Below are 12,231 nucleotides of genomic sequence, written 5' to 3'. Positions count from 1 at the left end.
GCGGGCACTGCACGCCCTCGAACCCGTGCCCCACACCACCATCAGCCCTCGGCGAGAAATCGGACCTCGGAAACATCAGCCGGTGGATCCGAGCTCAGTTGTGGAGGTCTCGTTGTCGAAAATACGCGGCAACGACCGAACCAACCACCTGTGACACGGGCTCGGAACGCCGACTGTGGCTGCTGTTCGCGGGGTCCCGGCCCCGCACGCCGGCCGGGGCTACGCCCCCCGGCGGGCGCTCGCTGCTCGCCCTACCGCTCCGCGGCAGTGCTCCCAGGTGCCACCAAGTCCCGGCTGCCACCAGGACTCACCATCTGGCCTGAGGAGGGCGAGCAAGCAATGAGCGTGGCCGGGCACCGGGGATGGCTGAGGTCCACATTGCGACCGGGCCCCGCATGACGGGCTTCGTCGTGGCTGACTTTCTGTGGCTGAGGTTCGAGCGGGGCAGTTGTGAATCCCCGGTCGAATGCAGGGCCCGACCCCTGAGCTGTGCACATAGCAACCCTCTCCCCATTTCCGCCGGTTCCACCCCGCCTCGCAGCGGCACTTACGTCAACTGGGACGGTCCGCCGGCCGCGAACTGACCGTGGCGCTAGTCAGGCGTGAGGCCACGAGAGGGCTTCGCACAGGTTCCGGATCTGCTCCTGCGCAGCTGGCGCAGCGTGAGGGGAGAGCGCGACTGCGATCCCGACGAGGTCGGGGTCGACCAGGGACTGGCGCAGTACGGCGACCGCGGCGAACGGATAGTCGGCATCGACGCCAGGGGCGCTACCCATGGCTTGGGCCAGCATCTGCGCCCAGATCCGGGCGGGACGCAGCCAGGCTGCTCCGTAGCGGGAGATGTCCACGGCAAGGATGACCCGGCCGGGCAGGGACCGCCCTTGTGCCGCCTTCCGGTCGCCTTGCCCTGCCTGGAGGATGGCGTACTCGGCTGAGCCGAGAGGGTCCGTGAGCTCACCGGCGGCGACCGTCCAGCTGATCCCGCTGCCGGGCGTCAGACGGGCCGTGATAGTGATCGGGACGATGTTCTTGGCGTCATCGACGGGCACTTCGGCAGCGGACTCGAAGTCGCCGGATGCCGCCCGGGCTGCCAGAGCGTCGCATACCTCCGCGACAGTGGCAGACTGCAGCCGACTGGGATAGGCACTGAAGGCCAGCGTCGCGCCGAGCCCGGGGTGGGAGGCGAGGACGTCCTCCTCGATCCTCTCGCACAGGCCGCCCACGCCCGCGGGCGAGACGGAGGTGACTTCGATGCCCAGCTCGCACCCGTCAACGCTGCAAATGAAGTCCGGGTTGGGGGTCTTCGTGTTGCCCAGCCGGTAGGCGATATCGCCCGCGTCGAGGGCGCGGGCCAGGACGTACTCAGCCCGGTCATCGAGCAGAGACTCCACCGTGGTGCGCGCGGCGAAGTCCGCGTGCTTCTTCTTCCACCGTCCGGCGTCTCGGGCTTCGAGGCCGGAGAGGATCTCCTCGAGCGCGTCGAGAGCGTCGAGCGCGGGGTAGTGGTCGTCCGTCTGGTCCTGCCATGCGAGTACCGGGTGCCGCGAGGAGGCGCCGCGCAGCCACCGCTCCAGCACGGGCCTGTCCACCGGGGTCTCCGTCCTGTAGATGCCGAAGGGTCCCTCTTCGCCGGGTGCGGTCGCACCGAGCTGCGCGGCCCCGCCCTTGGACCGCAGAGGGTGAGGGATCACCTGTGCTCCCGGTCAAGGAGTGCCTCGGCCAGGGCCACGGCGTAGGGGTTGATGACTCCCTCGCTGTCGCCGTCGGCGGCGTCCTCCAGCCACTCGGCGAGAGGGCCACGCACGGCGATGTCGACGTACCGGTTGCCCTGGTGCAGGGATGTAACGGCCTGCTCGATGACCTCGACGACGGCGTCGGGGGGCAGCCCCTCGGGCGTAGTGGTACTCAAATGACCGGCCTCTCCTGGATCCTGCGCCGCCCGCGAAGGCGGTCGTTGCGCAGATTACCGGGCCGGTACGGCCGCCCGGGGCTTGGAAACCCATCTGCGGGTTGACCCGGCCGAAGACGTTCTACAGGCCAGGGACGACCAAGGAAATGGGCAGACGAACCCGCCGCGGAACCTACGGCGAGGCATGCTCCACCCGCCATGGCCGCCGAGGACACATGTGGCTCGGAACTCGCTGGTTCCACCCGCGAGACACCCGCCACCTGCCTGCGGTCCTCGAACATGAACTCGCGCACGTACGCCGCGCTGACCCGCGCAAGCGCCTCATCGCGGAGACCGCCGCCGTGTCGGTCACCGCCTTCGCCGCAGGGATGCTGCCCCGTCCCGCCTTCGCCCTGGCCGCGTTGACCGCCTGGCTGGGAATCGGAGCCTTCCGTTGGTGGGGCGAACTAGCCAGCGACGCCCATGCCGTTCGCACCTGTGGCCGCGCTCTCGTCGTCGGCATGTGGAGTGCTGACCTCGCCGAGGAGCGCACCATGCCCTGGGTGTTCCGGTCCTGGCACACCCTCTGCGCCCTGCGCATGCACCCGCCGCTGCACCTGCGCCGATGGTTTGCCCGCCGCGCACCGCTGTCGCTCCCCGCATCCGGCCACCCGCTGACCACGACACCCGGGATCACCCCGGCTCAACCCGCGCCGGGGGAGTGACACCCCGCAGAGGAACACCCTGGCCCGGGGTACTGGTCAGGGCCAGCTGCATTCCGCCCCACCGGGTGTGCGCATCGAGTCGTTGCTCTCTGGTGGGGGCCGGTTTCGCCGTGTAGCGTCACCGTCAGATGTCGTGGTTCGCAGTACCTGCCCGCGCTCCGGTGCGGGCATTTTGCTGTGCAGTGTGCGGACCATGGTGTTCCCGGGGCCGCGCGGTGCGGATCCGGATATCAACGGGAGGCACCAGCATGGCCAGCGGAACCGTCAAGTGGTTCAACGCCGAAAAGGGTTTCGGCTTCATCCAGCAGGACGGCGGCGGGCCGGACGTCTTCGCGCACTACTCGAACATCAACGCCTCCGGCTTCCGTGAGCTCCAGGAGGGCCAGGCGGTCACCTTCGACATCACCCAGGGTCAGAAGGGCCCGCAGGCGGAGAACATCACGGTCGCCTGACCCGACCGGGCATCACAAGGCTCCCGGAGCGCAGGCTCCGGGAGCCGGCGCCGGAGCCGAACGGTGTGCGGGTGCCGGGCCCCGCTGCCGGCGCAGCAGCTCCTTTCACTGCTGGCGCCGTCCCGTAGGACGGGACGTGCACCCGATGCGTCGCCCGCCGGACGGGAGAAACGGCGACAGGCACGTAGCTCAAGGTTCGCAAGTGTGCAGTGTGGCGGAAGCCGTGGCCCTCACAGGAGGCCGCGACGTCCGAGGAGATACCGAGTGACGCGACTGTTCGACCGGCAACTCGCACAGCCGGATCCGCCCACGCTGTACGACTTCCTGCAGACCGTCCAATCCACCGACAACGACAGTCCGCTCGCCGCGAAGGTACGCGTGATGCTGGCCCGCCCGGACATCGCCCGGCTGGCGCGGACAGTGCGGGCCGGTGGTACCGGGGTCCGGGTCCGGGAGGTGCAGGGCGCCCACGTCGTCGCGGCCGAAGCAGTTCACGAACGCGTCGGGTCCACGTCTGCCCCGGCGCTGTTCTCTCGACTGTGTGAGCGCTCGGTCCTGCCGCAGCACGAGGTGACCTTCATCGAGGCCCAGAAGCTCCGCTCCCTGGGTCCTGTATCCGCCTTCGGATGGCTGGTCCACACCGAGCCGACGGCGGACGGCTACGCCCTCCAGGCGTTCCTCGCCACGGAATGGGGACGCGGCAAGCTCTTCTCGCCCCTCGCCGTCTGCTACCTCGACCTCGACGACCGAGGGCGCTACCGGCGCGAAGCAGACACGGACGGCCCCGCCGCCCAGTTCTCCACCCCGGACGATCCACAGCGACCGGGCCTTCTTCCAAGCATCCTCGACCCGATCCTGCACAGCATGATGGTCACTACCGGCACCCTGCTCGCGACCCTGGCCATACTCGCCGAACACCCCCAACTCCCAGCGATCGTCCCGGACCAGGCGCAATCAGCCGCCTACCGGCGCCGCTCGGGCCGCCCTCTCGTGACCTACCGCAGAATCCCCCAGGAGACCGCCGCCCTCCAGGATCTCTTCGCCGACCTGGACACCACCCCGTGAACCGGATGGCCCCGGACCTGCGTTCACCGAGCCCTGCATGAAGAAGCCAACCGCCCGAGACGCACCGGGAACCAGCCGGGGACCGTTGCGTAGGGCTGTTGGTTCAGCGTCGGGTGACAGCGAAGCCGCTGTCGCGCAGGGCGGCCGTCCACACGTCGCGGTCGTACCACTTGTCCACATCGGGCATCAGGCGACGGATCTCGTTCATCCTGGCCGACCAGTCATGACCGGCCGCGGTACGGCTGCCCTCGCAGCCGGTGCACCCGTCCTCGCCGTGGATGTGGCCCGCCATCCATGCATTGACGGCGACGTTGAGGAGTACCGCATAGAGATCGCCACCGTTCTCGGCCAGGGAGTCGGGAACCCCCGCAAGGATGACAGCGAGTTCGGGGTTGCCGAGCGGAGGCAGGGGTGCCTGCCCGATCCCTTCCTGGCTGCCCTCGTTCTTCTGCTCGCGCTGGTCGGCGATGGCCTTGGCAAGTCCGGCCGCGCTGAAGTACCGCCAGGCCGACCGCACCTGGATGCCCATCTGAGTTGCCACTGCGGTGACGTTGCGCTCAATGGTGTCGGCCACGGTCCCCGGACGGGCGGTGACGCCCAACCGTGCGAGTTCAGCGAGGGTGTCGGCCACGGCGCTCTGGAATTGCTTGGTGTTCCTCACCGTCCGGATCCTAGGGGCCGCGACACGCGGATGTGCTGGCGATGGCCGACATTCCTTCGCACGTGGGGCAGACCCCGGCGGTGACAGACATCGCTTGGAGCGCCCCGTAACAGCCACCGTCCTCAGCACACGGACCCGCCTGGAGAATTCGCAGTGCGAGATCACCACGAGGCCTGGTAGGCCGCCAATTGCTCTTGGTAGTGAGCACATTGGTCCGGGCTCAAGCGGCGTACCGCGTAGCCGCCGCAGGAATGGCACCAGCGGTCGGCGGACCGGTCCGCGTACATCATGTCGTGGAAGATGTCGGCGAGGCTGTCGTACCCGTCGGGGGAATGCCGCTCGGGCTCGGGCAGCAAGGGGACGAAGTCGGTGAGGGTGAGGATCTCGTGCTGCTCGCCGACGGACTCGGCGTAGCGGCAGCCCACACCGTGGGAGAGGCCCTTGTAGCGGCCGTGCGGATTGGTGGCGTAGACCTGCACGTCGCCGAGTGGCCCGAGCTCCATGGAGCCGTCCCGGAACAGGGACAGATCCAGGATGTGATCGTCCCAGCTGTGGGAGCGGTGGCGGGCGAACAAGGCGTCCCGGTCGCGCGAGCGCTGCTCGGCCGGAAGGGTCCGCAGGTCGGTAAGGGGCGTGAGCGAGTACCAGTCCGCGATCAGCCACCTCTCCCGGGCGGCCCGGTCCAGGCCGGCACTCAGGCAGGGCTCGTTGCCGCAGTCGCACTCATGGCCGGGCCCGGCGTCCTCGTTGAGGGTGAACGCGGGCCATCGCGGATCCGGCTCCGGTGCGGTGCGCGGCTGAGGCAGAGCGCCGCGGTTGCCGATCACGACCATCTGCTCCGCAGCGTTGTCGTCCCGGCAGGTGGCGTAGGTGTGGACCTTGATGCCGGCCTTCCGCGCCGCGGCCCGCGCAGCGGACCGCACCGCGTCTGCTCCGCCGAACTGGCCCACCTCCGGCTGGATGACCGGTACCGACCAAGGCGCATCCCGGGGCATGCCTTTCCCCTCGGCTGCCTCCCTCGCGCGCTCCAGACGATCTTGAAGAACGGTGACGACTTCGCCGCGCGGGCGACTGGGCTGGACGGGCATGATCGCAGGATAGGCGTTCGGGACGCACGGTGCAGTTTCATGCGCCATGCAGGGCAGGAGTCTGCACCGCGGGGGAGCCGGAAGCCGGGAAGGACGGGCAAAGCGCCGCCGGAGCACCCACCGAATGCCGGACCGGGACCGCCCGGGATACGGCACCCCTGGCCCTTCAGGTACCTACTAGGTACCATCAGGGTATGCCGTCCTTGAACATCACTTTCACCGAGACCGAACTCGAAGCGGTCCGCGCCGCCGCGACCGCCGAGGGCAAGTCCCTCAAACAGTTCGTCCACGACCTCCCGCTGCGCGAACAGCAGCGCCTCCAGTTCGTCCGCTACGCCATCTCCTGGGGCGAGCAGCACCGGGACGAGTTCGACGACGCCTTCCCCGACGAGATGCCGCCGGCCGACCGCCACCAGGGAGCCGAAGCCGCCTGATGGTCCTCTACATCGACGTCCCCTGGCTCCTGGACGTCCAGGAGCAGGCCGTCCCCGAAGACGTCACGGTCGCCGACTACTCCGCTCTCGTCGCGGCCGTGGCCCGCCACAAGACCCGCATCCCGCGCCCCACCACCGCCGAACCCGACGCAGCCTGGCGCGCCGCCGCTCTCCTGCACACCCTGGTCCGGCTCCAGCCACTGCCGTACCGCAACTCCCTCTACGCCTGCCAGGTTGCTGCGGCCTACATGCACGCCTCGGGCGAGGGCATCGACGCCCCGTACGGCGCGCTGGTGGAACTGGTCCGCGACATCCAGTCCGGCAAGGCAAACGTCTACCAGGCAGGCGACCACATCCGCTCCTGGCGCATCTGACGGCGGCGCAGGGGTTTTCACGCTGCGCGAGATCGCCTACCGGGAGTTCGCGTGCCCGGCGTACCGGTTTGCGCGGGCAGGACGGTGTCACGGGGAGCGGGTCAGCGCGTGTTCCCATGCGATGTGCTCGGTACTGCCGCGGCGGACGGTGCCCGAGGTCTTCATCCGCCTGCTGCACCGGCACGGCCACCACATGCCGTGACCGGACGCGCCCGGATTCCGGGTTGGTTCATCCTTTCGATCCGTGTGCGGGGTGAACCGGCCGCGTGGTTCGGTGTGGTGCTGTCAGGGTGAGGGGCTGTGGCAGACATGAGACGTGAGGGTCCCGAGCCCGCTCCCGGGCCGCGCACCGTGGTTCAGAATCCCGGGATGGCGCAGGAGGTATGGCGGCAGATCGCGCCGCTGCTTGCCGAGGGCGGCATCCGCGAAGGCGACACCGTCCCTATCCGCGACCTGCAGCACGCTCTGGACCAGGCGGCCGAGCGATACAACCTGGCCCTCTTCAGCCCGGTGGGACCAGCCCGCGCCGCCGCGCTGACGGTGATCGAGCGGGTGGTCACGGCGATCCACACCGGGAACACCACCCGCGCCGCTCAGCTGCTCGACGCGGTCGAACCCGCGCCCTCCGATCCGGCGGATGCGAGTGTGGCCGGCTGCGCCGGGACCGCCACCGGCCTGCTCGACACGTGGCTCGGCGGACACGACCCGGCTGCCCCGCCCCGACTGAAGAACTGCGTCCGGCTGCCGTCCGGGCACTGGACCGGTGAACAGGCCGCGACCGATCTGCTCGCGCTGGCGGGCAAGGCCCGCGCCCACGCCTCGCTGCGTATGGTGGTGGCCCGCCAGGGCGGCCTGCACGTCCTGTACGGCAGCGTCCTGGCGCTCGCCGTCACGCTCGGAGCGAGGGCGGATCTGACCGGCACGGCGGCCGCGGACGTCACCCGCACCGCACTGCGCTGACACTGGGGGAGTCTGACGTGACCGCCACCGAACTCGAAGAGCCGTCCGAGGCCGCAACCCCGGATCCCTTTGCCGCCTACACCGATGAGGCGGAGCTGTACGAGCTTCCCGACGGAGACCTGGAACAGTTCCTGCCACCGTTCGCCGCCGGGCTGCTGATGGCGGCCGGCCGGATGCTCGCCGCTCTCGCCTACCGCGACGCCGCACACTACGGCGACCGCCCGTTCGACCGGACGGCCAAGGACGCCAACGCGTCGGTGCTCGCGCAACTGCCCGCAGCCTGCGACGAGTACGACCAGGTTTTCCGCCTGCAGGTGGCGCGGGCGCTGGGAGACCTGGCGGACGACCTCGCCGCCGGCCGCGCCCCGCTCGCGCGCTGCCAGGCCGAAACATGGGCACTGTCGGTGATGCTGGAGAGCGCCCCGAAGATGTGCGCCGCGACCGACGAAGAGCTCACCGCCCTCGGAATCACCGTCCCCAACGACACGGACGAGAACACTTTCCGCGCCCCGTACTGGGACGAGGAGGCATGGGCGTTCGTCGTCGAGGAGGCGAAGTACAGCATCCCCGAGGCCCGCGGCGACAACAGCGAGGAGGAGATCCCAGAGCCGGAAGACGGCTGGGACGCGCCCGCGTACTGGTTCTCCCCCTACGGCATCACCCACCCCCGCGACCCTGACCGCGACCATCCCGCCTGGGTACGCGACCACCTCGGCGGCGCCCCGCTCACCCCGCCGGCCCCGCTCACGATCGACCGGGCCGAACGGCTGCTGCGTCTGGGCGGCGACACCAACCCGCAGCAGACGCACCTGGCTTCGTACGCGGACCCCGGGCCCCTTGCGGAGATCCTCACACCGCTGGGAGCCCGGCTGCTGTCGGTGGCGGCCAACCATCTTGCCGAGCGGGGCCGGGCCGACCTGTTCCACCACGGCGACCGGGTCTTCGAGCGCCCCACCAACGACGACGACGTCTGGGAACTGGAGCAGGACTCCTTCCTCATCCACCTGCCGCCCCTGTGCGACGGCCAGAGCGCCGCATGGCGCCTGGCCATGGTCCGCGCAGTCGAGCACCTCGCCGCTGATCTGCGCTCAGGCCGAGCCCCGCTGCCCACCTGCACCGCCGAAGAACTCGCCTTCCACCTGATCGTCGCCGAGGCCGAAGCAATCCTCGACCTCCTGACCGACGACGAGGAATTCGCCCACGACTGCCACCTGCCCACCGCCGACGCGTTCACAGTCCGCCACCGCACCTTCGGCCGATGGAAAGAGTTCTTCCTGCAGGACTTCGACGTCCTGATGCACTACGACGACACCCTGCGCGAGATCGCCACCGACCCGGACCACCCCGCCAGCCAGCAACTCGGCACCGGCGACCTGCGCCCCCGCGCCTGGTTCGCTCCCTTCGGCAACATGCGCCCCCGCCCCGCGACACCGGTCCCGGCCGACATCCTGGAGATGCTCGCCACGGCCGACCCGGACACCTTCTTCGCCAGCACCCCCGCCCTCAAAGACGACACCCCCGACCATCCCGCGACCACAGTGCTTCCCGAGGGCCTGCGCGCCGAGTTCGAGCACTTCACCGCGCTCGCTCAACACCGGTTCTTCGACGAACCCACCTTCTCCGAACTAGGGCGTCCAGCGAGTGTCAATGGAGCGTGACCCTGTCGGTGCGGTGCGTCATGATGAGCCCTGTGACGGTGTACTTGAACAACTACGAACTCCGTTGGCCGACCGCGCTGTTCATCTCTGAGGGGCATCACCTCGCCCACAGCAACAGCAGGTTTTGGGACGACCGGGTCATCTGGCTACTGACAGAGGCTCTGGTCGGGACAACTGCCGTAGCGGACTTTGAGGAAATTCCCGCTCAAAGCACTGTGGTCGACGACCCATGGTCTGATTCCACGCCACAACAAGTGGTGACTCAGCGCGAATGGTTCGCCGAGTTGATCAGCAGAGCGGGAGAGCTGCGGAAAGAGTTCGCTCCCGCTCCCTATTGGCCGCAGCGCCGAGGGCACGAATCTTCAACTGCCGGAGGTGGACCCCGGAACACTCGCCGCGCTTTCGTTCGGATCATCAAGGATTTCTTTGACAGTGGATACCTGTCTGAAGCGTTTGGGGAGGAGTGCGTTGACGAGGCAAACGATCTCCCTGACGCCTCGGAGGTGATTGAGAGGCGGCTGGGTATTCCTCATCTATGGCCACTGGAGCCGGAATCCTGGGACGAAGACACTTTCTACGGGCTCGTGGAGATCTTCCATGATCTTGTCAGTCGACCGCGAAGGCGATCCTGGCATTCCTATGGTTCCGAGTGGCATCATTACGAATTTAATTCAGGTCCAGCAAGGATCCTATACCGCTGGAAGGTGAATAAAATGCTGCGTTCATCCGGCATTGACTATGAACTTTCTGATGAAGGTGCGGATCTAGGGCGTTTGGTTGCCGTGACTGACGACGCTCGTGCTCAACTCGTACATCAGTTGCTGAGTGCCCCACACGCCAACATAAAAGAACGAACCGAGAATGCGATCACTCTTTTCCGAGGCCGAACCGCCTCTGTCGAAATAAAGCGGTCCGCCATCGTGATTCTCGCCGGAATTCTCGAAGAGCGCCGCTCGCTACTCAAAGAGACCCTGGTCAGGAAGGATGAAGGTGCACTGTTTCAAATCATGAATGAATTCACCTTGCGACACCGCGATGCACGGCAACAAGGTGACTATGATGAAGCGTTCTTGGATTGGTTCTTCTGGTGGTTCCTGGCCACGGTTGAACTAACAAACCGTCTAACTCTTCTCGCACTGACCCAGCCTCGTCAGAACCGATCATCGGGACTTCCGGCGATGTGAGGGAGGATCTTGTCGAAGGTCGGGATACCCAGCAAGATAGGGGAGCGCTTCCGCTCTAGCCTCGCATCAATCTGCGCAATTTTCTCTCCAGCAGCATCGAGGCTGACTGCTAGCTGTTCAACGTCACCGAGCCAGCCTTCACGTTCAGCTTCGGAGATTCTGGCGGTCAGATTATCTCGGATCTGTTCGAGACGGGGCTTCTCGTCGGGTCCAACGATCAGGACGGGGCAGCGAACGCAGGCATGCTCATGAGCGCAATCGGTTCCGTATGCGCGTCCACATGACCCGAGACCGAGTTTCCTGCGTTCGAAGTGACCAAGGAATTCCTCCCACTCTTCTGAAGTGACTGCCCGATACTCTTCCGGCGGCCTGATCTTGCGGCGTCTAGCAATGAAGGATCGATGCGCCTCGATGGCATCTGCGGGATAGATCGCCGCATATCCCATCGTGGTATTGATACCAGGGCCCCGGCGTTTGCCCGGATCATCCCGGCATGGGCTCGTTGACCATGCCGACGGGCCCTGGAAGCAAATGAACACGGCACCTGTGGATCATGGAGTTCTCTACGCTTCAAGATCCACGAGGGTGCCGTGTTCGTTCCTCCATCTTCCCCTGCCGCCGCTCCCGTCACTGCGGCACCCCACCTGGAAGCCCTCTCCTCGGATGATGCGCGGGACCAAGTCCGCAGCCTCGTAGCCGAGTTTGAGTCGGTCACCGACCCGCGAGGGGCATGCGGGGTGCGCTACCGACTCTCCTCCCTGCTGGCCCTGGTGGTCTGCGCAATGACCCCGGCGGGCCACGACTCCATCACCGCGGCGGCGGAGTGGTGCCAGCGCGCCGAGCCGGAGGAACTGGCCGCCTTCGGCCTGCCCTACCACCCGCTCCTCGGCCGCTGCCGGATCCCGAGCGAGAAGACACTACCGTCCTGGGGCGTCTGGATCCCGGCGAGATCAGCACGGCCGCCTACGACTACCTCCGGCCCCTGCTGTCCGCCCGGCCCCGCTCTGCGGAGCCACTCATGCCAGGCGGCGGCATCGAACGTGAACAGCGCCGCGCCCACCGGGCCGCCGCCCGCGCCGAACCGGTCCGGACCCGACGCCGGGCCATCGCGGTGGACGGCAAATGCCTGCGCGGCGCGAGACGTGCCGACGGCAGCCAGGTCTTCGTGCTCTCCGCCGTGCGGCACGGCGACGGCATCACTCTCGCCTCCCGAGAGATCGGCGCGAAGACCAATGAAATTCCGGAGTTCGCGCCCCTGCTCGATCAGATCGACAACGCCGACCTCGCCGGGGCTGTCGTCACCGCCGACGCCCTCCATGCCCAACGCGGCCACGCCACCTACCTGCACGAACGCGGCGCCCACTACCTGTTGACCATCAAGAACAACCAACGCGCCCAAGCCCGCCAGCTTCACGCACTGCCCTGGAAACAGATCCCGGTCATCCACCGCGACGACGCCCGGGGTCACGGCCGCCACGAACAACGGCTCGTACAGGTCGTCACCGTCGACGGCCTGCTCTTCCCGCACGCGGCCCAGGTCCTGCGCATCCAGCGCCGCCGCCGGCTCTACGGCGCGAAGAAGTGGTCCAGCGAGACCGTCTACGCCATCACCGACCTGCCTGCCGAGGAAGCAACTGCCGCCGAAATCGGGCTCTCCTGCCGTATGTGTGGGTCATTGGGTTGCGAGTTGACGGCCGGGGAGGGTGGGTTTGTCTCCTGCGAGCGTGAGCATGACGAGGGCG

At 67.7% G+C, this 12,231-nt stretch carries 13 protein-coding genes and 1 pseudogene; 9 read left to right on the top strand and 5 right to left on the bottom strand.

Annotation, left to right across the window (positions count from 1 at the left end):
* Positions 1-596 precede the first annotated feature (596 nt).
* On the bottom strand, positions 597-1,691 hold the full coding sequence (locus ACGFSA_RS33865; RefSeq protein ID WP_393309871.1) for a hypothetical protein: 1,095 nt from the start codon (positions 1,689-1,691) through the stop codon (positions 597-599).
* Positions 1,688-1,909, bottom strand: coding sequence for a hypothetical protein (locus tag ACGFSA_RS33860; RefSeq protein ID WP_393309870.1), 222 nt, complete (start codon positions 1,907-1,909; stop codon positions 1,688-1,690). The genes ACGFSA_RS33865 and ACGFSA_RS33860 overlap by 4 nt, the downstream gene beginning before the upstream one ends.
* Positions 1,910-2,124: 215 nt before the next feature.
* Between ACGFSA_RS33860 and ACGFSA_RS33855 the strand changes: the two genes are divergently transcribed.
* From ACGFSA_RS33855 to ACGFSA_RS33845, 3 genes are all read left to right on the top strand, one after another.
* Positions 2,125-2,613: a hypothetical protein gene (locus ACGFSA_RS33855; RefSeq protein WP_393309869.1), complete on the top strand. Its 489-nt coding sequence runs from the start codon at positions 2,125-2,127 to the stop codon at positions 2,611-2,613.
* A gap of 248 nt (positions 2,614-2,861) precedes the next feature.
* Complete coding sequence (locus ACGFSA_RS33850) at positions 2,862-3,065, top strand: cold-shock protein (RefSeq protein ID WP_266993260.1); 204 nt, start codon at positions 2,862-2,864, stop codon at positions 3,063-3,065.
* 264 nt (positions 3,066-3,329) lie between these two features.
* Positions 3,330-4,130 carry a hypothetical protein gene (locus tag ACGFSA_RS33845; protein WP_393309868.1) on the top strand — a complete coding sequence of 267 codons (801 nt, stop codon included), beginning with the start codon at positions 3,330-3,332 and terminating at the stop codon, positions 4,128-4,130.
* Positions 4,131-4,233: 103 nt separating this feature from the next.
* Here ACGFSA_RS33845 and ACGFSA_RS33840 read toward each other — a convergent pair whose 3' ends face one another.
* Together ACGFSA_RS33840 and ACGFSA_RS33835 are read right to left on the bottom strand one after the other, a co-directional pair.
* Entirely contained in the window at positions 4,234-4,791 is a 558-nt protein-coding gene (locus ACGFSA_RS33840) for a hypothetical protein (protein ID WP_393309867.1), read from the bottom strand.
* 161 nt (positions 4,792-4,952) lie between these two features.
* The gene (locus ACGFSA_RS33835) at positions 4,953-5,879 is read right to left on the bottom strand and encodes a hypothetical protein (protein ID WP_393309865.1); all 927 of its coding nucleotides are present in this window, start codon (positions 5,877-5,879) and stop codon (positions 4,953-4,955) included.
* A gap of 194 nt (positions 5,880-6,073) precedes the next feature.
* Between ACGFSA_RS33835 and ACGFSA_RS33830 the strand changes: the two genes are divergently transcribed.
* The 5 genes from ACGFSA_RS33830 to ACGFSA_RS33810 all read left to right on the top strand — a co-directional run bounded on the left by ACGFSA_RS33830 (position 6,074) and on the right by ACGFSA_RS33810 (position 10,489).
* Positions 6,074-6,313 carry a hypothetical protein gene (locus tag ACGFSA_RS33830; RefSeq protein WP_393309864.1) on the top strand — a complete coding sequence of 80 codons (240 nt, stop codon included), beginning with the start codon at positions 6,074-6,076 and terminating at the stop codon, positions 6,311-6,313.
* Positions 6,313-6,687 carry a toxin Doc gene (locus ACGFSA_RS33825; protein ID WP_393309863.1) on the top strand — a complete coding sequence of 125 codons (375 nt, stop codon included), beginning with the start codon at positions 6,313-6,315 and terminating at the stop codon, positions 6,685-6,687. The genes ACGFSA_RS33830 and ACGFSA_RS33825 overlap by 1 nt, the downstream gene beginning before the upstream one ends.
* Positions 6,688-7,056: 369 nt before the next feature.
* Entirely contained in the window at positions 7,057-7,647 is a 591-nt protein-coding gene (locus ACGFSA_RS33820) for a hypothetical protein (RefSeq protein ID WP_393309862.1), read from the top strand.
* A gap of 17 nt (positions 7,648-7,664) precedes the next feature.
* A complete protein-coding gene (locus tag ACGFSA_RS33815) occupies positions 7,665-9,305 on the top strand; it encodes a hypothetical protein (RefSeq protein WP_393309861.1) in 1,641 nt (546 codons plus the stop codon).
* 32 nt (positions 9,306-9,337) lie between these two features.
* Positions 9,338-10,489, top strand: coding sequence for a hypothetical protein (locus ACGFSA_RS33810; RefSeq protein ID WP_393309860.1), 1,152 nt, complete (start codon positions 9,338-9,340; stop codon positions 10,487-10,489).
* Here the strand turns inward: ACGFSA_RS33810 and ACGFSA_RS33805 are convergent.
* Positions 10,456-10,935: an integrase gene (locus ACGFSA_RS33805; RefSeq protein WP_393309859.1), complete on the bottom strand. Its 480-nt coding sequence runs from the start codon at positions 10,933-10,935 to the stop codon at positions 10,456-10,458. The two genes, ACGFSA_RS33810 and ACGFSA_RS33805, sit on opposite strands and share 34 nt — an antisense overlap.
* 144 nt (positions 10,936-11,079) lie before the next feature.
* Between ACGFSA_RS33805 and ACGFSA_RS33800 the strand changes: the two are divergent.
* A pseudogene (locus ACGFSA_RS33800) lies at positions 11,080-12,137 on the top strand (ISAs1 family transposase); the annotation flags it as partial.
* Positions 12,138-12,231 lie beyond the last annotated feature (94 nt).

It is taken from the genome of Streptomyces sp. NPDC048496, assembly GCF_043200055.1.
Taxonomy (GTDB): Bacteria; Actinomycetota; Actinomycetes; order Streptomycetales; family Streptomycetaceae; genus Streptomyces.
This window is presented reverse-complemented; position numbering and strand designations above follow the sequence as displayed.